This is a genomic window from Streptomyces sp. NRRL F-4489, from assembly GCF_001509485.1.
Taxonomy (GTDB): domain Bacteria; phylum Actinomycetota; class Actinomycetes; order Streptomycetales; family Streptomycetaceae; genus Streptomyces.
This window is the reverse complement of the sequence record NZ_LLZI01000253.1, coordinates 1-18,015: the sequence shown is the minus strand read 5'-3', so window position 1 is coordinate 18,015 and position 18,015 is coordinate 1. Positions and strand designations below refer to the sequence as shown.

The window sequence follows — 18,015 nt, the reverse complement described above, 5'->3', positions numbered from 1 at the left end:
CGGGAACGGACGAAGGCCCGCTCCCCGCTCACATCAGCGTGCGCTCGATCCTGCTGAGCATCGCGTCGGCGCCGGAAGCCCCGCTCTCCGCGCCGTCGGCACCACCGGCACCCGCCGCCGCACCGTCCCCCAACTCCCCACCGGAGCTCGGCCGTTCCGCCGCGCCGCCCACCCGCTGCGAGAGCAGATACGCGATGATCTCGGCCTCCTGCTCCTGCTCGTCGTCGTACGTGGCGCGCAGCAGCATGTCCCGGACCAGGTCGGGGTCGAGGTTGGGGAAGAGCATCCGGGCGCCCGCCTCGTCCAGCCCGCCCGCCCCGCGGTGGCAGCAGATGATGTGGCCCAGCTCGTGCAAGATGATGTGCTCCTGATGCGCGCCGGTGGTGTTGGCGTCGTAGAAGATGAGGTCCTCGTCGCGCGCGGCGACCCACATTCCGCACGGGTGCGAGGCCGGCATCGGCATCGGGACGAGCGTGATCGGGCGGCCGCGGACCTCGCCGAGGTGGCGGCACAGCTCGGCCACGTCGGCCGTCTCGGGCAGGTCGAGCGCGGCGATCCGGCGCGCGCCGGCCTTGCGGAGCTGCTTGAGGCGGCTGCGGCGCTCCTGGTCGGCCGACCGCCCCTTGCGGAGCCTCACTCCTGGTCCGCGGCGTCGGTGACCGGCGGCAGCCCCTGCATCTGGCGGTACTGGTCCATGATCGCCGTGATGGCCTGGAGGTTCTCCTTCTTCATCCCGGCGGCCCGCATCGCCACCGCGCGGACGCCGGACTGCCGCAGCGCCTCCAGCGCCGCGACCTCGCCGAGCACCGACTCGGCGACCTTGTCGTCGAAGAAGTAGGCGACCGAGACGCCGAAGAAGCGGGCCAGGGCGGCCAGCAGATCGGGGGAGGGGTTGGAGCGCTTGCCGGTCCGGAGCTGGGAGAGGTAGACGCCGCCGACGCGGAGTTCGGGGTTGGCCCGCTTCAGCTCGTCCGCCACCTCCGCGTTGGTCCAGTGCCTGCCCTTGGGGCGGACCGTCTTGAAGAGGTTGTCCAGACGCACTGCCAGCACGGGCCGGTCGTCGGTCTCCGACATGGTGAAACTCCCTCCCGTCACCTCCTCGGAATAGCCCTCGGCTAATTCCCAGTTTCGCAGATTAGCTGTCAGTTGACAATCGGACCGGACTCCGCCAACGTTGACCCCACGCCGATAGCTGATGGCTAACTTTGCTCACGGGGGTAGCCGAGTTGGCTGCCGGCCACGCGGTCCGGCCCGGCCTTCGGGGGAACGGCCGGGGCGGACCGGACGGGCGGGCCACCCGCCTGCCCGGTACGGCGCAAGCGGAGGCCCCACGGGGGAAACGGGGGCCTCACGGGGGAACGGGGGAGACCCCGCCCGGACTGCACGGGGGCAGACCGGGCGGGACCCTCAACCCGGGCGCGCGTAACGCCTGTTGGCGCGTGTAGCGCCTCACGCCTGACGCGCGCCGCGCCTCACCCCGCGTCGCCGAGCCGCCGGTACGCGGCCGCGACCTTCGTCAGCCAGGCGACCTCCGCCGGGAAGTGTTCATTGTCCCGGTCGTCGAAGCCGCCGGCGTCCTTGCTCTCGGCGGGCCTCGTGCCGGTGCGCTTGGCGCGCAGCGCCTGCCGGATCTGCGCCGCCTCGGTGTACGCCTGCCGCGCCTCCTCGCCGGCCCCGGCCGCCGCACCGCCGTCACCGCCCGCCGTACGGTCGATGTAGGGCCGCAGGTCCCGCCAGCCGTCGCGTATCTCCACCACCCGCCGGTGCAGCCGGTAGTCGAGGTCGGAGACCGCGGCCCCCGGCGGCTCCAGCACGATGTCCGGCGAGGACTCGTACAGATCCCGCCAGAGCGGGTGGAGCACGCGGTACGAGCGGTAGTTGCGCGCCCAGGTGGCCAGCCGGGTGACCGAGGCTCCCCAGGAGGAGATGGTCAGGCTGAGCGAGAGCAGGACGATGCCGGCCGCGCTGAAGACGTTCGAGGCCAGCTGCCAGCCGCCGATGTCGAGCCCGCCCGCGGCCGTGAGGATGTTGACCGTCCGGGCCAGGCAGTAGAGGAAGAGGACCACCGCGGCCACGGACAGCAGCCGCAGCGCCTGCCGCAGCGGGGACTTGCCGGCCATCCGCGCGTACGGGCCGCACTGGCGGAAGATCGTGACGCACGGCACCGCCTGGGACACGATGAAGACCAGGAGGTAGACGAGGACCAGCGGCTGCCCGCTGCCGGTGTTGAAGTCGGCCGCCGGCCGCCCCGGGCCGTTCGCCACGAAGAACAGCGCCACCAGCAGCGCGGTCAGCGCACCGCCGGTCAGCAGCCAGAAACGGGACTTGCGCGCCGCGTCCTCGGCGGTGGACGCCCAGTGCAGCAGGATGATCTGCGCGCTGACGCAGAAGGCCACCGCCGAGACGTGCATCACGAGGATGGCGAGATTGCCGACGCCCAGGAAGCGGTCGCCGCCCATGGCGACGGCACCCATGGTGAAGGTGAGGCACTGGAGGACCAGTGTGATCACCAGGGTGCGGTAGGCGCTGTCGCCCCGGCTGCGCCGGAACTGGCTCAGCCGGTAGACGAGCGCGGCGTACGACGAGAGCGCCGCGATGACGAAGCAGAGGGTTTTGATGGTGTTCACGGTCTGCATTCCCCGCCGGTGCCGGTCGGCCGGCACCCGGCGGTGGCTCTAGTCGGTCGGGCCGCCGGCCGGAACGGTGAGGCCAATGCCCTCGGCCGCCACGGCTATGGCGTAGTCGAAGAACGCGGACTCGTCCCGGACGCTGTCGTGGGTGCGGCTGAAGACCTGGAAGACCAGCAGTCCGATCAGATTGCTCCACAGCACGATGCCGCGCTCGATGAGATCCCCGAACGGCGCCTCGGGCAGCCCGCCGAAGAGCTCCACCGCCTCCGGCAGCAGCAGCGGCGGACCGGGCAGCGCGCGCGGGGGCGGGGTCAGCTCCCCGGCCTCCAGGGCCGCGCGGACGATACCGGCCAGCACCCCGGGGGTGCGCGAGGCGGGCGGCACGGTCTCCGGCGGGGCGTGGTAGCCCGGCACCGGCGAACCGTAGATCAGCGTGAACTCGCCGGTGTGCGCGAACGACCAGGCCCGCAGCGCGCGGGTCACTGCGAGCAGCCGCGCCCCGGCCCCCGCCCCGGCCTCCCGGGCGGCCCGGTCGGCGTCCTCCATGGCCGCGCCGGAGGCGTTGTACGCGTCGATGACCAGCGCCGTCAGCAGCGCGTCCCGGTCCGGGAAGACGGCCTCCACCGCGGCCACGCCCAGCCCGGCCGCCCCGGCCACGGCCTCCAGGGTCAGCCCGCCCGCGCCCAGGCTGTCCAGCAGCCCGCGCGCGGCGGCCTTGATCTCCGCCGACGGCCCGGTGTGCCCCTCGGCGGCGTATGCGTCCCTAACATCCATGGCCAAACCGTACCTGTCAGCTACGACACCACCGCCGGGAGTCGCGGCTCCCCGGGGACGGGGGACGGGATCCGGCCATCGTGGGCGCCGGGCCGGGCCTGCCCCCGTGCGCTACGCCTCCCGCCCCACCGACGTCAGCGGCATATCCGCGTACCGCTCATCCGCGACCTGCCCGGCGAGCGGCACCGAGTCGGCCCAGCGCCACGATCCGGGCGCCGGCCACCACCGCGGAGGCCAGGGCGCCGGTGGCCGCGCAGACGGCGAGCGCCGGCCAGGCGTAGGCGGCCTGGGCGAGTGCCCCCGAGCGGTTCATCAACAGCCCGAGAAGCGTGGCCAGGGTCGCGGCCGCGCTGCCAGCCCATGGCGTATGTGCTGCCCGCCGGCCGGTCCGGCGGCGTGTGGGTGGCCGCGACGGCCGCCGCGCCGGCGACCCGCCGGCCGTCGGCGGACACGCCCTGGTCGTTCTGCGCGATCAGCCAGCGGGCGAGGTCGCCGGCGGTGGTGACGACCCCGTGGCCGCCCGCGGTGAACCAGCGGGGATGGGGGACGGCGAACGCCGCCCCGCAGGCCCGGACGTAGCCGCGGGCCCGGCCCGGCATGGCGTCGGTGGTGCCGGCCGAGGTGGTGTGCGCCATGCCCAGCGGCCGGAAGACCCGGTCGGCCAGGCGGCGAACGGCTGCCCGCTGATGACCTCGACCAGCCGGGCCGCGACGAAGTAGTTGGGGTTGTGGTACGCGAACCGGGTGTCCGGCGCGGCGGCCAGGATGCCCAGCGCGGCCAGCACCGCACCGGCGCGGCGCCACCGGCGGGCGGGGGAGGAGGCGGCGGGCCGGGTGGCGGCGCCGGACGTGCCACCGGAAATGGAATCGGGGAAGGCCGTCATGGCGCCCAGTGCACCGTCGCGGACCCCGCTCGCGCACTGGCGCACACGGGAGTTCAAAGGTAGTGCGGGCACTACCGCGCCGCGCTCCCCGCCTGGTCAGGGTTCAGGGAACGCGCTACCGAACCGCCTGGCAGGCTCTGGGGCAGGGCCCGTTGAAGGTGCTGTGCTCCGCCTGGCCCTGGCGCTCGTTCGCCTACCTGGCGACCGGTGCCGCCTTCGGTGCCGTCACCACGCTCGTGCTCGTCCTGATGCTGGCCGCCGGCCTGGTGTCGCTGATCGCGGTGGTGGGCGCGGTGCCGCTGCTCGGCGTCGCGCTGTCCGGCATCGCCGTCACCCGCTGCGAACGGTGGCGGCTGCGCCTGGTGGACCGGGACCCGGTGCCCGACCCGCACCGGGCCGCCGAACACGCCGGACCGCGCGCCTGGTTGCGGACCCGGCCGCGGGAACCGGCGACCTGGCGCGAACTGGGCTTCACCGCGGTCTCGGCGGCCGCCCTGTGGTGGATGGACCTGCTGGTCCTGGCCTTCGCCCTGGCCCTGCCGGTACTGGTGATCATGCCGCCCGCCGACGACCCCGGCGCCTGGCCGCTGGTCCCGGTCGGCCTGTGCCTGCTGGCCGCCGCCCCGTACACCATCACGGCCTGGGCCGGCGCCCGGGCGGCCGTCACCCGGCTGATGCCGACGACGGCCTGCGCGCCGCCGTCGCCCTGCGCCGGGCCCGCCCCGACCTGCCGGTCCTGGTGCTGAGCCAGTACATCGAGCAGTCCTACGCCGCCCACCTGCTGGACCTGGGCAGCGACACCGGCATCGGCTACCTCCTGAAGGACCGGGTCAGCGCCGTCGGCGAGTTCACCGACGCGGTGGCCCGGGTCGCCGCGGGCGCGACCGTCATCGACCCCGAGGTCGTCCGCCAGCTCCTCAACCGCCGCCGGGACCCCCTGCGGCGCCTCACTCCCCGCGAACGCGAGGTCCTCGCCCTCATGGCGGAGGGACGCGCCAACGCCGCCATCGCCCAGCAGCTCCACGTCACCGAAGCCGCCGTCAACAAGCACATCGGCAACATCTTCCAGAAACTCGACCTGCCCCTGACCGGCCGCCACCACCGCCGCGTCCTGGCGGTGCTGACGTATCTGCGGGCCTGAGGGGCGGCCGATGCGGCCGCGGTGGCGGAAGGAATTCTTCCGGTATTCCGCCGGTCCGGGGAAACCCCGTCTGATCAGGGACTTCGACGGACCCGGACCTCGTGGACCAGGAGAGGCCGTGATTGGAATTGAACCAATGTAAGCCGCTTTGCAGGCGGCCCCCTCACCACTCGGGCACACGGCCGTGAGCGTGGCGGAAAACCGCTTCGCTCGCGGGGTGACTCTACGGCGTGCGGGGGCTGCTTTGTCAATGGCCGTCCGATAACAGAACATTGCAGGAGTATGAACCGGCCAACCGTGCTATATCCGGCCACTCTCGGCGGCTTGCCGTTGCTGGGCCACCGGGGGACTGCTAAGAATTACCGCGAACCGTTCCAGTCATGGACGAGTCCGCACGGAAAGCGTCGGAACGTGCACGGGGGGAGCTTTTTTCGTGGCACCACTGTCGTCGTTCGCCGGTTCCCTCTGTTGTGTTCCCCGCTGCGGGCGCACACCACTAGGGGAGAACTGTCGTGACTGCTCTGTCCCATTCGTGGCTACGCAACATCGACCTCAAGCTCATTGCCGAGCAAGTGGGCACCCCGGTTTTCATCTACAGTGAAGCGCAGTTCCGCAAGAATCTGACCCGAGTGAGAAGAGCGGCGGACGAGGCCGGTATAGGCGACCGCGTCGAGTTCTACATACCGTTCTTTCCGAACTCCAACCCGCACCACCTCGCGCCGCTCAAGGAATTGGACGGCTTCGGCGTCCTGGTGCAGCTGCCCAGTGAGTACCGGATTCTGCGGGCCCACGGGTTCGAGAAGTTCATCGTCTCCCCGGGGCACGTCTCCAACGAGGAGATCTCCTTCTGGGACAACACCCGATGTCCCACCTTCCTCGCCAGCCTCGACGAGGTGGCGCATTCGCTGACCACGGAAGCCCCCGCCATCAGCGTCCGCATCGACTCCCTCGATTCCGGGAAGCCCGGGGTCAAGTACGGGGAACTGGACCGGCTGACCGCGCTCCTGAAGGAGCACGGGCGCGAGCTGGACTGCGTCGAGGTGTACTGCGGGAGCGGCAACTCCCTCGACGACATGGTCCGTACGGTCGAGGAGATGTTCGAGGTCTTCCAGCGGCATTTCCCCACCGCCCGGGCCATCAACTTCGCCGGCGGACACGGCTTCGACTACGACGCCCACGCCGAGGAGGACAAGCACTTCGACTGGCCGCGCTACTTCGCCCGGCTCGCCGAGGCCGCCCGCCGGATGGGCATTCCCGAGCATGTGCGGTTCCTCTTCGAGCCCGCGCGCGACGTACTGGCCGACACCGGCGCCCTGCTGATGTCGGTGGAACGTTCCGTCATCACCACACCGGTCTCCTCCCTCGTCGTCACCGACGGCTGCCGCATGCTGATGCCCTCGGCGCAGCTGCGCAACCGCGGCCACAACACCGCGTTCCTCGACGGGAACATGCGCGAAATCGTCAGCGAGAAGGGCGTCAGCGCCGCGGTCCGCGGCCGGACGATCCTCCGCAACGACTACCTCCTGCCCGGGGAGGTGCACGTCCCCGAAGGCGTCGACGCGTCGAGCTATCTGGTCATCCTCGACACCGGGGCGTACTGCGCCACCCAGCACATGGAATTCCTCAACGTCCCGCCGGCCGCCGAAGTCCTGGTGAACAGCGACGGGTCGATGGATCTCATCACCTCCGCCGGCGACGAGCTCGACAAATGGCGGAATCTCCTGTCCGAGAAGCAGCCGGTCAAGGGCTGACGAGCGCGGCGGGTGGCCGTAGCGGCACCACCGGCCGCGGCCACCCGCGGGTCAGGAAGAGCCAGGAAGAGCCAGATGGGCCAGGAAGAGTGAGGAAGAAGTCGCCATGTCCATAAGTCATGACGGTCTGCCGGAAGACGCCAGCGGGCCGGCCGGTGAAGAGGCGCCGTTCGTGCTTTTCCGGCAGTGGCTGGAAGAAGCCGCGGCCAGTGAGCTGAACGATCCGAATGCGATGGCCATCGCCACCGCGGGCGCCGACGGGCTCCCGGACGTCCGCATGGTGCTCCTCAAGCACCACGACACGGACGGATTCGTGTTCTTCACCAACACCACCTCCGCCAAGGGCCGCGAACTCGCGGAGAACATGCAGGCGGCCGGCGTTCTGCACTGGAAGAGCCTGCGGCGCCAGGTGCGTTTCCGCGGGCCGGTCGAATCCGTCACCCCCGCGGAATCCGACGCCTATTTCGCCTCCCGGGCCCGGGACAGCCGGATCGGGGCGTGGGCCAGTCAGCAGTCCAGCCCACTGCCCGCCCGGAAGGTCCTGGAGGACGCCGTCGCGGCGGAAACCCTGCGCTTCGAAGGAGAGGCCGTACCGCGCCCCGAGCACTGGGCGGGCTATCGGGTGCGGCCGATCTCCCTCGAATTCTGGTCCGATCGGCCATTCCGGCTCCATGACCGGGTCGTTTTCACCAGAATGAGTCCCCAGGGGTCCTGGGAACAGGGGCGCCTCTACCCCTAGCGAAAGTCCGAAGAAGGGTTCGACGAATGTACTTCACGCACGCCGACGAGGTCTGGTCCGCGCACCGGAACTTGCGGGCGCTGACCGCCACCGTCACCGGCGTCACCTCGGCCGCGACCGACGAAGCGCTGCTCACCGGCCTCGCCGAACGGATCGAGCGGCGGCAGAGCAGCGCGGCCGAGGCCGAGATGCCGGAGATCGCGGCCTGGCGTGAGACGTTCTCCCGCATGGGTCTGAAGCCGACCCAGTACCGGTGCGCGTCCGAGGCGCTGCTGCGCCGGTACCGCAAGGAGAAGAACCTGCCGAGTTTCCACCCGCTGGTGGACTACCTCAACCACGTCTCCATGGCCTACGCCATTCCGATCGCGGTGTTCGACACCGAGAAGATCGGCGCGGGAATCACCGTGCGGCCGGCCACGGGGACGGAGGAATACCAGACCTTCCAGGGCACGGTCGAGAATCCGGAGCCCGGCGAGATCGTCTTCGCCGGCCCCGACGGCCACGCCCACTCCCGCCGCTGGACGTTCCGGCAGTCCGCGCGCTCGGTGGTCTCCCAGGACACCGCGTCCGTACTGATCGTCGCCGAGGCGCACCACGCCGCGGCCGCGGAGGACCTGGCCGGGATGGAAGCGGAGCTGAAGGACGGGCTGGCCACGCTCGGCGTCGTCCTGGGCGCGTCCACCATCCTGACGGAAACGCACCGCAGGCTCGACTTCTGACCCGCCGCCGCCCGCCCCCGCGAGGGGCGGGCGGCCCTCAACACCCGCGTACCGAAAGGGATTTCGTGAGCACGTCCGGTTCCTCCGGCATAGCCGACGGCCTGTCCCGCGTCCGGGAGCAGATCGCCGCGGCCTGCGCGCGGTCGGGCCGCGCGCCCGAGAGCGTCCGGCTGATCGCCGTCTGCAAGACCTTCGGCGCCGACGCCGTACGCCAGGTCCTCGACCACGGCCAGCTGGCCTTCGGCGAGAACTACGTCCAGGAAGCCAAGGGCAAGTGGCCCGAGCTGAAAGCGGACCACCCCCGGGCCGAACTCCACCTCATCGGCCCCCTCCAGTCCAACAAGGCCCGGGAAGCCGTCGCCCTCTTCGACGTCATCCAGTCCCTGGACCGGCCCTCCCTCGCCAAGGCCCTGGCCCGCCAGTGCGAGAGCCAGGGGCGGCGCCCGGCGATGTTCGTCCAGGTGAACATCGGGTCCGAACCGCAGAAGGCCGGTGTCGCACCCGAGGACACCGACGCGTTCCTCGACTCCTGCCGGGACGTCCACGGGCTGAACGTCACCGGCCTGATGTGCATCCCGCCGGCCGGGGAGCCCCCCGAGCCGCACTTCGACCACCTCGCCAAGATCGCCGCACGCAACGGCCTGACCGAGCTGTCCATGGGGATGAGCGGCGATTTCCCCGCGGCCATCGAACACGGCGCGACGTACGTGCGGGTGGGCTCCGCCATCTTCGGCAACCGGTCCTACCCGGCCGCCCAGTGACCTTTCCGCACCGCCGTGCGTGAGACCGGCACGAAGGGAACCGCGACGTTGTCCCGCCCAGCCCGTTTCGACATCCTCTTCGAACCGCTTCGAATAGGCCCCGTCACCACCAAGAACCGCTTCTACCAAGTCCCGCACTGCAACGGCATGGGCCGGGCGTACCCCTCCCCGATGGCCGCGATGCGCGGCGTCAAGGCGGAGGGCGGCTGGGGCGTGGTCTGCACCGAGCAGTGCGATATCCACTACTCCGGCCAGCACCAGCGGGAACTCCGCCTCTGGGACGCCCAGGACATCCCCGCCCTGGCCCGGACCACCGAGCAGATCCACGCCCACGGCGCCCTGGCCGGCGTCGAACTGGCCCACAACGGCGGGCACGTCGCCAACCTCGAATCCCGCGCCGTCCCCCTCGCCCCCAGCGCGGAGGCCACCCGCAGCCTCTACCCCGGCACCGCCCGCGCCATGGACAAGAACGACATCCGGGCCTTCCGGCGCTGGCACCGCGAGGCCGCCCTCAACGCCCGGCGCGCCGGCTTCGACATCGTCTACATCTACGCCGGGCACAGCATGACGCTGCCCATCAACTTCCTCTCCCGCAGCCGCAACAAGCGCACCGACGAATACGGCGGCAGCCTGGAGAACCGCGCCCGGCTGCTGCGCGAACTCATCGAGGACACCAAGGAGGCGGTCGGCGACACCTGCGCCGTCGCCGTCCGCTTCTGCGTCGACGAGATGATCGGCGACCGCGGTATCACCGCGGACGGCGAGGCCCGCGAGGTCATCGCCCTGCTCGGCGAACTCCCCGACCTGTGGGACGTCAACCTCGCCAACATGGGCCACGACGGCGCCACCGCGCGGTTCGAGCCGGAGGGCTGGCAGGAGAAGTACGTCGCGTTCGTCAAGGGCCTCACCAGCAAACCCGTCGTCGGCGTCGGCCGCTTCACCTCGCCCGACACCATGGCGGCCATGCTCCGCTCCGGCACCCTGGACCTGATCGGGGCTGCCCGCCCGTCCATCGCCGACCCGTTCCTCCCCACCAAGATCGAACAGGGCCGGTTCGACGACATCCGCGAGTGCATCGGCTGCAACATCTGCCTGGCCTTCGACTCCATGGGCGCGCCCTTCCGCTGCACCCAGAACCCCACCACCGGCGAGGAGTGGCGGCGCGGCTGGCACCCCGAGACCATCCCGCCCAAGGACACCGGCGACACCGTCCTCGTCGTCGGCGCCGGCCCGGCCGGACTCGAAGCCGCCCGCGGCCTGGGCCAGCGCGGCTACGAGGTGATCCTCTGCGAGGCCGGCCGGGAGCTCGGCGGCCGCGTCACCCGCGAGGCCCGCCTGCCCGGCCTCGCCACGTACGGCCGGGTGCGGGACTGGCGCGTCGGACAGCTCAAGCGCATGAAGAACGTGCAGGTCCTGCCCGGCAACGACGTCACGGCCGACCTCGTCCTGGAAGCCGGCTGCTCACTGGTGGCCGTCGCCACCGGCGCGTTCTGGCGGGCGGACGGCGTCGGACGCCACCACCGCGACCCGGTCCCCGGACTGGCGGACGGGCTCCCGGTCTTCACCCCGGACGCCCTCATGGACGGCAAGCTGCCACAAGGCCGCGTCGTGGTCTACGACGACGACCACTACTACATGGCCACGGTCCTCGCCGAACGCCTCGCGGACGCCGGCTGCGAGGTCGTCTTCGTCACCCCGGAGCCGATCGTCGCGGCGTTCACCCAGTTCACCGCCGAGCAGAAACGCGTCCAGCGCCGCGTCATGGAGCGCTGCGCCGCCGTGCACACCTCCACCGCCCTGGTCCGCACCGAACCGGGCACCGCCTATCTGGCCTGCACCTACACCGGCCGCGAAAGCGCCGTGCCCGCCGACGCCGTGGTGCCCGTCACCGGCCGGCTCCCCCGGGACGCCCTCTACCAGGAGCTGACCGCGCTGGAGCCCGGCGCCCTGGAGGCGGCCGGCATCCGCCGCGTCGCCCGGGTCGGGGACGCCCTCGGGCCCGGGATCATCGCCGCCGCCGTCCACAGCGGGCACCTCTTCGCCCGCACCCTGGACACCGGCCTGACCGACCGGACCCCGTACCGGCGGGAGAACGTCACACCCGACTGGGACCAGCCCTTCCCGCCAACCGGAGGTGCCGCGTGAGAGGAACGTTCAAGGACTTCCTCGCCAAGACCGCCGACGGCCACCCGCTGACCAGGGAGGAAGCCGCCGACGCCTTCGCCCTGATGACGTCCGGCGAGGCGACCCCCTCGCAGATGGGCGCGTTCCTGATGGCGCTGCGCGTCCGGGGCGAGACCGTCGCCGAGATCTCCGGCGCCGCCACCGTCCTGCGCACCAAGATGTACGGCGTGGCCGCACCGCCGGGCACCGTCGACATCCTCGGCACCGGCGGCGACGCCTCCGGCTCGTACAACATCTCCACCGCCGCCGGCCTCATCGTCGCGGGCGCCGGCGTCCCGGTCGCCAAGCAGGGCAACCGCGCGCTGTCCTCGCGCTCCGGCTCCACCGACGTGCTCCGCGCGCTGGGCGTACGCACCGCGCTGTCCCCCGCCGAGGTCGAGCACTGCATCGCGGCGGCCGGTATCGGCTTCATGCACGCGCCCAACCACCACCCCGCCCTCGCGCACGTCGCCGACACCCGGGCCGAACTCGCCACCCGCACCGTCTTCAACCTCCTCGGGCCGCTGCTCAACCCCGCCGGCGTCAAACACCACCTCGTCGGCGTCTACGCCCGCCACTGGGCCGAACCGCTCGCCCACGTCCTGGGCGAACTCGGCTCCACCCACGCCCTGGTGGTCCACGGCTCGGACGGCCTCGACGAGGTCACCACCACCGGCCCGACCTACGTCGCCGAACTCGCCGACGGCGCGGTGAAGACCTACGAGATCACCCCCGGGGACGCCGGCCTGCCCACCGCCCGCCCCGGCGACCTGCGCGGCGGCGACCCCGCGCACAACGCGGCGGCCCTGCGGCGGGTCCTGGACGGGGCCCCGGGCCCGTACCGCGATATCGCCGTGCTCAACGCCGCGGCGGCCCTGGTCGCCGCCGGCCGCGCCGGCGACCTGCGGCAGGGCGCCGCGCGCGCCGCCGCCTCGCTCGACTCCGGCGAGGCGCGCGCCCGCCTCGCAGCCCTCGTAGCGGCATCCCACACCACGACCCCAGGGACGGACTCATGAGTGATCTGCTGACCCGCGTCACGGCCTACAAGCGCGACGAGATCGCCGCCGCCAAGGCCGCCCGCCCGGCCGCCGCGCTCCGCGAGGAGGCCGCCGCGGCCGAACCCCCGCGCGGCTTCCTGGCCGCCCTCGAGAAGCGCCGCGCCGCGGGCGAGTACGCCCTCATCGCCGAGGTCAAGAAGAAGAGCCCGTCCAAGGGCCTGATCCGCGCCGACTTCGACCCGCCGGCCCTGGCCCGCGCCTACGAGGCCGGCGGCGCCGCCTGCCTCTCCGTCCTCACCGACACCCCCTCCTTCGACGGCACCCGCGCCCACCTCGCCGCCGCCCGCGCCACCACCCAACTCCCCGTCCTCCGCAAGGACTTCATGCTCGACCCCTACCAGGTCATCGAATCCCGCGCCTGGGGCGCCGACGCCATCCTCCTCATGCTCTGCCTCGTGGACGACCCCACCGCCGCCGCCATCGAGCAAACGGCCCACGACCTCGGCATGGACGTCCTGGTCGAGGTCCACGACGCCGCCGAACTGGACCGCGCCACCCGCCTGACCTCCCGCCTCATCGGCATCAACAACCGCAACCTCACCACCATGCAGACCACCCTGGCCACCGCCGAGAACCTCGCGCCCGCCGTCCCCCGGGACCGCCTCACGGTCGCCGAGAGCGGCCTCGGCAGCCCGGACGACCTCCGGCGGATGGCCGCCGCCGGCGTCACCACCTTCCTCGTCGGCGAAAGCCTGATGCGCGCCGACGATGTCGAGTCCGCGACCCGGGCGCTCCTGGCACAGTAAGCACCAGTCCCTCATGGAAGCCGAAGGAGCGCCTCCGCTATGAGCGTTGAATTCCTTATCACCGCGTTCATCATCGTGGTCTCACCCGGTACGGGTGCCGTGTACACCGTCGCCACCGGCCTGACACGCGGCCTGCGGATGTCGGTGGTCGCGGCCTTCGGCTGCACGCTCGGCATCGTCCCGCACCTGGCGGCGGCCACCGCCGGCCTCGCCGCCATCCTGCACACCAGCGCCCTGGCCTTCGAGAGCTTCAAATGGGCGGGCGTCGCCTACCTGCTCTTCCTCGCCTGGCAGACCCTGCGCGAAAAGGGCTCGATGAAGATCGACACCGAGGGCGACACCGTCAAGCCCGACAAATCCGCCGCCGGCGTCACCGGAACCGCCATCCTCATCAACTTCCTCAACCCCAAACTCTCCATGTTCTTCCTGGCGTTCCTCCCCCAGTTCGTCCCGGCCACCGCCACCGACACGCTCCCCCGCATGCTCGAACTCTCCGCCGTCTTCATGCTGATGACCTTCGTCGTCTTCGCCATCTACGGCGCCTTCGCCGCGGCCGTCCGCGACCACATCATCACCAGGCCGAAGGTGCTGGCCTGGATGCGCCGCACCTTCGCGGTGGCGTTCGTGGGGCTGGGGGTCCAGTTGGCCTTGGCCAGCAGGTAATTAGGGGACCGGGCGACCGCTCTCGGCTGCGCCCCGCCCGGCACGGCGGCTCTCCGGCTCCCGTGCCGGGCACAGGCGTACGAGCACCCCACTCACGAACCATCCAAGGAACATCGAAGGAACTCCTCATGCCACGCCTCCCCAACCCCCTCGACCCCCTCCACCCCCTCTTCATCAAAATCTGCGGTCTGCGGACGGAACAGGACGTCGACACCGCCATCGAGGCCGGCGCCGACGCCGTCGGCTTCGTCTTCGCCCCCAGCCCCCGCCAGGTCGACGCCGACACCGCCGCCCGCCTCGCCCGCCGCGTCCCGCCCCACGTCCTGACCGTCGGCGTCTTCCGCGACCAGCCGGTCGCCGACGTCCGCGCCCTGGCCGACGCCACCGGCATCCGCGCCATCCAACTCCACGGCCACGAGGGCCCGTCCCACTACACCGAACTCCGCCAGTACGACGAGGACCGCACCCTCATCCGCGCCACCACCTACGGAAACCCCCCGCCCACCCTCGGGGAGATGGGCGAAGACATCCTCCTCCTCGACGCCCCCACCCCCGGCGCCGGCCTCCCCTGGGCCTGGACCGACCCCTCCTTCCAACCCCCCAAGGCCCCCTGGCTCCTGGCCGGCGGCCTCACCCCCACCAACATCACCGCCGCCCTCCAGGCCACCCACCCCTGGGGCGCAGACGTCTCCAGCGGCGTCGAATCCACCCGGGGAATCAAGGACCCCGCCCTCATCCGCGCCTTCATCCGGGAGGCCCGCGCGGCGGGCTGACGTCCGCATACGAACGCCGTCAGGGGTCAGAAGAATCTCTTCTCCCAATCACCCATGACGAGCGATCGAACCGCGTTGCCGAAGCCGTTCGCGACCCGCTGGATTCCCGCGTCGCCGGCGAGGTACACATCCCCGTCGCCGGCCAGCAGAACGGCTTCCTGCGTATCGGTGGCCGTTCCGACAAGCAGCACGGGAGGGCCGATACGCCTGCCGAAGAACCCCACACTCCTGGGCAACGAGTGCGCCGAGTCCATCGTTTCCGCCACCGACGTCGTAAGGAACGTTTCACCGAAGCCGTATCTCCACGTCACGGTGAACTCCCCATACGCCTCCAAGAACTCCCGCACCCCGGCAGTGAACGCGAACCCCTCCTCCTCATACCGCCGACGCGCCCGCTCCATATCCAGTGGGTGTGTCTCGAACCGCGCCGCGCCCGCGAGCGACTCCCGCAGTTCTTCGATTCCGGGCCGTGCGTTCTCCCCGCTCATTCCATGAGCACCTCTCCTCCGACTCCAGGCAATCCGGGCTCGGTCTCCCAGGAACTCGCCAACGCGGGGTGGTCGCCGGTGATGCGCCCACCCTCGTGCCCGGCCGCACCGAGCTCCGCAGGCGGCCTGAGAAGCGTAGGGAGCGGGCGGGTGCTCCATCCGGCCATCCGGCCATCCGGCCCGACCGGGCGCGGGGCCGCCTCAGAACGTCACCGCGTCTTCCCCGCGTCGGGCGCGGCCGGACGCCTCCGGACCCCGCCACGCGCTCCCGCGCCCCTGACCAGCAAAAAGACCCTCCCGGAGGAGGGTCTGGTCTGGCGCCCCCGGCAGGACTCGAACCTGCGGCCAAGTGCTTAGAAGGCACCTGCTCTATCCACTGAGCTACGGGGGCCGGTGGTGGGTGTGGATCACGGACCGCGGACCAGGATAGAGGTCCGGGTGCCTCGTCCCGGTTGCTTCACCTCCGTGGCACGTTGTGGAGGTTCGGTGAAGCGATCCCGATAATCGCAGGCAGGTACGAATCCTGCACGGCTTTTGACGTCTCGCGCGGCGGGTGTTGTGGACTCGTTATGGCTGCGCCTCGATTATCCCGAAAATCCCATTTGGCGGCGATCTCGTGCTGTCGTGATCTCGCGGCGTACACAAGGGGTTATACGCTTCAAAAACCTAACGAAATTGGGCATTCTTCACATGTGGTGACCTTGGACGTAGGACCCCGGCTGATCGACGCACTGTCCGTACTGCGAGACCGTGTCGAGGCCGCACGATTTCCCCTGCCGCTCCGGGGCGCCGCCCGGGCCCGGCGCAACCGGGCCGAGCTGCTCGCCCAGCTGGACGACTATGTGCTGCCCCGCCTGCGCGCCCCCCGCGCCCCGCTGCTCGCCGTCATCGGCGGCTCCACCGGGGCGGGCAAGTCCACGCTGGTCAACTCGCTCGTCGGGCGGCGGATCTCGGAGGCCGGGGTGCTGCGGCCGACGACGCGGACGCCGGTGCTGGTCTGCCACCCCGACGACCACCGCTGGTTCGCCGGCCGCCGCGTACTGCCCGGCCTGACCCGGGTGTGGGTGCCGGAGCAGGACGACGGGGGAGCGGGGAGCGGCGGCGAGCGGGGCGGGGACGGGGCCGCCGCCCCCGGGGACGGGAGGGGCTCGCTACCGGGTGAGCCGGGCCTGCCGATGGTACGGATCGAGACGGACACCGCGCTGCCCAGCGGCCTGGCGCTGCTCGACGCCCCGGACATCGACTCCCTGGTCGCCGGCAACCGCGAACTGGCCGCCGAGCTGATCTGCGCCGCCGACGTCTGGGTGCTGGTCACCACCGCCGCCCGTTACGCGGACGCGGTGCCCTGGCATCTGCTGCGCACGGCGAAGGAGTACGACGTCACGCTGGTCACCGTGCTGGACCGGGTGCCGCACCAGATCGCCGCCGAGATCTCCGCGCGCTACGCCGAACTCCTGCAGCGCGCCGGGCTCGGCCACGTACCCCGCTTCACCATCCCCGAGCTGCCGGAATCCGCCGGCGGGGGCCGCGGGCTGCTGCCCGCCACGGCGGTCGCCGGGCTGCGCGAGTGGCTGGAACGGCACGCCGAGGACCCCGCCGCCCGGGCCGCCGCCGCGGACCGCACCGCCTCCGGCGCGCTGGCCTCGCTGCGCAGCCGGCTCCCCGCGCTGGCCGGGGCCGCCGCCGCGCAGCACGCCGCGGCCCTGCGGCTGGCCGGCCGGGTCGAGGAGGCGTACGAGGCGGCCGCGGAACGGGTGCGGCGCGAGGTCGCGGCCGGCGAGGTGCTGTCCGGGGACGCGCGTGCCCACTGGTACGCGCAGGCGCTCGGCGGGCGGGCCGGCGAACTGCTGGACGCGCTCACCCAGGGGCTGACCGCCCTGCTGGTCTGCGCCGTCGAGGAGGCCGACGAGCGGGCCGCGGAGGGCTGGCGGCGCGACGCCGCGGCGGCCGAGGTGGCGCTGGCCGCGGGCGCCGGCGCGCAGGGCGCGGCCGGGCGGATCGGGGTCCTCGTCCGGCGCTGGCGGCGCTGCCTGGAGGAGATGGTGGAGGAGGAGGTTCGCGGGGCTGGGGAGGCCGGGGAGGTTCGGGGGGCCCGGGAGGGTGGCGGGAGCCAGGCCGGTGTACGGGGTGAGGCGGTTGACGCGGAGGAACCGGCCGCCCTGCTGGCCGCCTCCCTGCTCGGTGGGCGCCGCGCCCGTACGGCGGGGGAGAACCTCGCCGACCTGCTGGGGGCGCAGAGCGCACTGCGCCTGTGTGACGAGGGTGCCCGGCTGCTGACCCGGTACCTGGCGGACGTCCTCGACGGTGAACGGGAGCGCCGGCTGGCCCCGTTGGACCGGCTGACCGTACCGCCGGAACAGCAGGCCGAGCTGATCGCCGCGCTCTCGGTCGTCCAGCGGGAACAGCGCCGGACACGGCCACCGGACGAACGGCCGCTTGAGCGCCGGACGGGCCAGGGGACGGTCCCCCGGGGGCCGGAACGGGCGCCGGAGCGGGACGCGGCGTGCGGCTGCCGGACGGTGGGCCGGGAGGCCGGCTGCGGGCACCCGGCGCCGGATCGGGAGACGGGCCGGGAGATGGAGTGCGGGCGCCGGGTGGCGGACCGCTGCGAGCGGGAAGGGGCGGTGACGGGGTGACGGCGACCGGAGAGCGGGAGCGGCCGGTGGAGAGCGCGACCGGTGAGGTGGGGGAGGGGGCAGAGGCCGGTGTGGGGGCGGTTCCGGGGG

General features: G+C 72.1%; 17 protein-coding genes, 2 tRNA genes and 2 pseudogenes. 12 read left to right on the top strand and 9 right to left on the bottom strand.

Going from position 1 to position 18,015, the window contains the following annotated elements; all coding sequences use genetic code 11:
* Positions 1 to 28: 28 nt before the first annotated feature.
* The 6 genes and pseudogenes from ADL22_RS25600 to ADL22_RS36875 all read right to left on the bottom strand — a co-directional run.
* Positions 29 to 637, bottom strand: coding sequence for a toxin (locus ADL22_RS25600; RefSeq protein WP_066984419.1), 609 nt, complete (start codon positions 635 to 637; stop codon positions 29 to 31).
* On the bottom strand, positions 634 to 1,074 hold the full coding sequence (locus ADL22_RS25595; RefSeq protein ID WP_066984417.1) for a helix-turn-helix domain-containing protein: 441 nt from the start codon (positions 1,072 to 1,074) through the stop codon (positions 634 to 636). Before ADL22_RS25595 ends, ADL22_RS25600 begins: the two co-directional genes overlap by 4 nt.
* Positions 1,075 to 1,472: 398 nt before the next feature.
* A complete protein-coding gene (locus tag ADL22_RS25590; RefSeq protein ID WP_066984456.1) occupies positions 1,473 to 2,627 on the bottom strand; it encodes an MAB_1171c family putative transporter in 1,155 nt (384 codons plus the stop codon).
* A 48-nt stretch (positions 2,628 to 2,675) separates the two neighbouring features.
* Positions 2,676 to 3,404: a TetR-like C-terminal domain-containing protein gene (locus ADL22_RS25585; RefSeq protein ID WP_066984414.1), complete on the bottom strand. Its 729-nt coding sequence runs from the start codon at positions 3,402 to 3,404 to the stop codon at positions 2,676 to 2,678.
* A 157-nt stretch (positions 3,405 to 3,561) separates the two neighbouring features.
* The gene (locus tag ADL22_RS36425) at positions 3,562 to 3,717 is read right to left on the bottom strand and encodes a hypothetical protein (protein WP_159048720.1); all 156 of its coding nucleotides are present in this window, start codon (positions 3,715 to 3,717) and stop codon (positions 3,562 to 3,564) included.
* A gap of 76 nt (positions 3,718 to 3,793) precedes the next feature.
* A pseudogene (locus tag ADL22_RS36875) lies at positions 3,794 to 4,039 on the bottom strand (serine hydrolase); the annotation flags it as partial.
* A gap of 496 nt (positions 4,040 to 4,535) precedes the next feature.
* Here ADL22_RS36875 and ADL22_RS34970 point away from each other — a divergent pair.
* Positions 4,536 to 4,901 (top strand): annotated as a pseudogene (locus ADL22_RS34970) (sensor domain-containing protein); the annotation flags it as partial.
* Positions 4,787 to 5,428 carry a response regulator transcription factor gene (locus ADL22_RS25570; RefSeq protein WP_079064417.1) on the top strand — a complete coding sequence of 214 codons (642 nt, stop codon included), beginning with the start codon at positions 4,787 to 4,789 and terminating at the stop codon, positions 5,426 to 5,428. The pseudogene ADL22_RS34970 and the gene ADL22_RS25570, both read left to right, overlap by 115 nt.
* A gap of 113 nt (positions 5,429 to 5,541) precedes the next feature.
* Here ADL22_RS25570 and ADL22_RS25565 read toward each other — a convergent pair.
* Positions 5,542 to 5,612, bottom strand: a tRNA-Cys gene (locus tag ADL22_RS25565).
* Positions 5,613 to 5,940: 328 nt separating this feature from the next.
* Here ADL22_RS25565 and ADL22_RS25560 point away from each other — a divergent pair.
* The 9 genes from ADL22_RS25560 to ADL22_RS25520 all read left to right on the top strand — a co-directional run bounded on the left by ADL22_RS25560 (position 5,941) and on the right by ADL22_RS25520 (position 14,801).
* A complete protein-coding gene (locus ADL22_RS25560; protein ID WP_066984409.1) occupies positions 5,941 to 7,179 on the top strand; it encodes a diaminopimelate decarboxylase in 1,239 nt (412 codons plus the stop codon).
* Positions 7,180 to 7,285: 106 nt separating this feature from the next.
* Positions 7,286 to 7,918 carry a pyridoxamine 5'-phosphate oxidase gene (pdxH, locus tag ADL22_RS25555; protein ID WP_066984405.1) on the top strand — a complete coding sequence of 211 codons (633 nt, stop codon included), beginning with the start codon at positions 7,286 to 7,288 and terminating at the stop codon, positions 7,916 to 7,918.
* Positions 7,919 to 7,944: 26 nt separating this feature from the next.
* A complete protein-coding gene (locus ADL22_RS25550) occupies positions 7,945 to 8,637 on the top strand; it encodes a B3/4 domain-containing protein (protein WP_066984402.1) in 693 nt (230 codons plus the stop codon).
* 65 nt (positions 8,638 to 8,702) lie between these two features.
* Entirely contained in the window at positions 8,703 to 9,398 is a 696-nt protein-coding gene (locus ADL22_RS25545) for a YggS family pyridoxal phosphate-dependent enzyme (protein ID WP_066984399.1), read from the top strand.
* A gap of 48 nt (positions 9,399 to 9,446) precedes the next feature.
* Positions 9,447 to 11,543 carry an FAD-dependent oxidoreductase gene (locus tag ADL22_RS25540; RefSeq protein WP_079064416.1) on the top strand — a complete coding sequence of 699 codons (2,097 nt, stop codon included), beginning with the start codon at positions 9,447 to 9,449 and terminating at the stop codon, positions 11,541 to 11,543.
* Complete coding sequence (trpD, locus tag ADL22_RS25535) at positions 11,540 to 12,577, top strand: anthranilate phosphoribosyltransferase (protein WP_066984393.1); 1,038 nt, start codon at positions 11,540 to 11,542, stop codon at positions 12,575 to 12,577. Before ADL22_RS25540 ends, trpD begins: the two co-directional genes overlap by 4 nt.
* Positions 12,574 to 13,365 (top strand): indole-3-glycerol phosphate synthase TrpC, encoded by a 792-nt coding sequence (trpC, locus tag ADL22_RS25530; protein ID WP_066984390.1) that lies wholly within the window; start codon positions 12,574 to 12,576, stop codon positions 13,363 to 13,365. Before trpD ends, trpC begins: the two co-directional genes overlap by 4 nt.
* Positions 13,366 to 13,404: 39 nt before the next feature.
* Positions 13,405 to 14,028, top strand: coding sequence for a LysE family translocator (locus ADL22_RS25525; RefSeq protein ID WP_066984387.1), 624 nt, complete (start codon positions 13,405 to 13,407; stop codon positions 14,026 to 14,028).
* Between the two features lie 128 nt (positions 14,029 to 14,156).
* Positions 14,157 to 14,801: a phosphoribosylanthranilate isomerase gene (locus ADL22_RS25520; protein ID WP_066984385.1), complete on the top strand. Its 645-nt coding sequence runs from the start codon at positions 14,157 to 14,159 to the stop codon at positions 14,799 to 14,801.
* Positions 14,802 to 14,827: 26 nt separating this feature from the next.
* Here the strand turns inward: ADL22_RS25520 and ADL22_RS25515 are convergent, their stop codons facing one another.
* Positions 14,828 to 15,289 carry an SUKH-3 domain-containing protein gene (locus ADL22_RS25515; protein WP_066984383.1) on the bottom strand — a complete coding sequence of 154 codons (462 nt, stop codon included), beginning with the start codon at positions 15,287 to 15,289 and terminating at the stop codon, positions 14,828 to 14,830.
* A 315-nt stretch (positions 15,290 to 15,604) separates the two neighbouring features.
* Positions 15,605 to 15,680: transfer RNA gene (locus tag ADL22_RS25510), tRNA-Arg, on the bottom strand.
* 301 nt (positions 15,681 to 15,981) lie between these two features.
* On the opposite strand from ADL22_RS25510, the gene ADL22_RS25505 reads away from it, so the two are divergent.
* On the top strand, positions 15,982 to 17,925 hold the full coding sequence (locus tag ADL22_RS25505) for a dynamin family protein (protein WP_079064414.1): 1,944 nt from the start codon (positions 15,982 to 15,984) through the stop codon (positions 17,923 to 17,925).
* Positions 17,926 to 18,015: the final 90 nt, after the last annotated feature.

Excerpts from the sequence above, each read along its gene's own strand:
- ADL22_RS25595 (WP_066984417.1), bottom strand. The coding sequence starts at position 1,074 with ATGTCGGAGACCGACGACCGGCCCGTGCTGGCAGTGCGTCTGGACAAC.
- ADL22_RS25585 (WP_066984414.1), bottom strand. The coding sequence starts at position 3,404 with ATGGATGTTAGGGACGCATACGCCGCCGAGGGGCACACCGGGCCGTCG.
- ADL22_RS36425 (WP_159048720.1), bottom strand. The coding sequence starts at position 3,717 with ATGAACCGCTCGGGGGCACTCGCCCAGGCCGCCTACGCCTGGCCGGCG.
- pdxH (WP_066984405.1), top strand. The coding sequence starts at position 7,286 with ATGTCCATAAGTCATGACGGTCTGCCGGAAGACGCCAGCGGGCCGGCC.
- ADL22_RS25550 (WP_066984402.1), top strand. The coding sequence starts at position 7,945 with ATGTACTTCACGCACGCCGACGAGGTCTGGTCCGCGCACCGGAACTTG.
- trpC (WP_066984390.1), top strand. The coding sequence starts at position 12,574 with ATGAGTGATCTGCTGACCCGCGTCACGGCCTACAAGCGCGACGAGATC.
- ADL22_RS25525 (WP_066984387.1), top strand. The coding sequence starts at position 13,405 with ATGAGCGTTGAATTCCTTATCACCGCGTTCATCATCGTGGTCTCACCC.
- ADL22_RS25520 (WP_066984385.1), top strand. The coding sequence starts at position 14,157 with ATGCCACGCCTCCCCAACCCCCTCGACCCCCTCCACCCCCTCTTCATC.
- ADL22_RS25515 (WP_066984383.1), bottom strand. The coding sequence starts at position 15,289 with ATGAGCGGGGAGAACGCACGGCCCGGAATCGAAGAACTGCGGGAGTCG.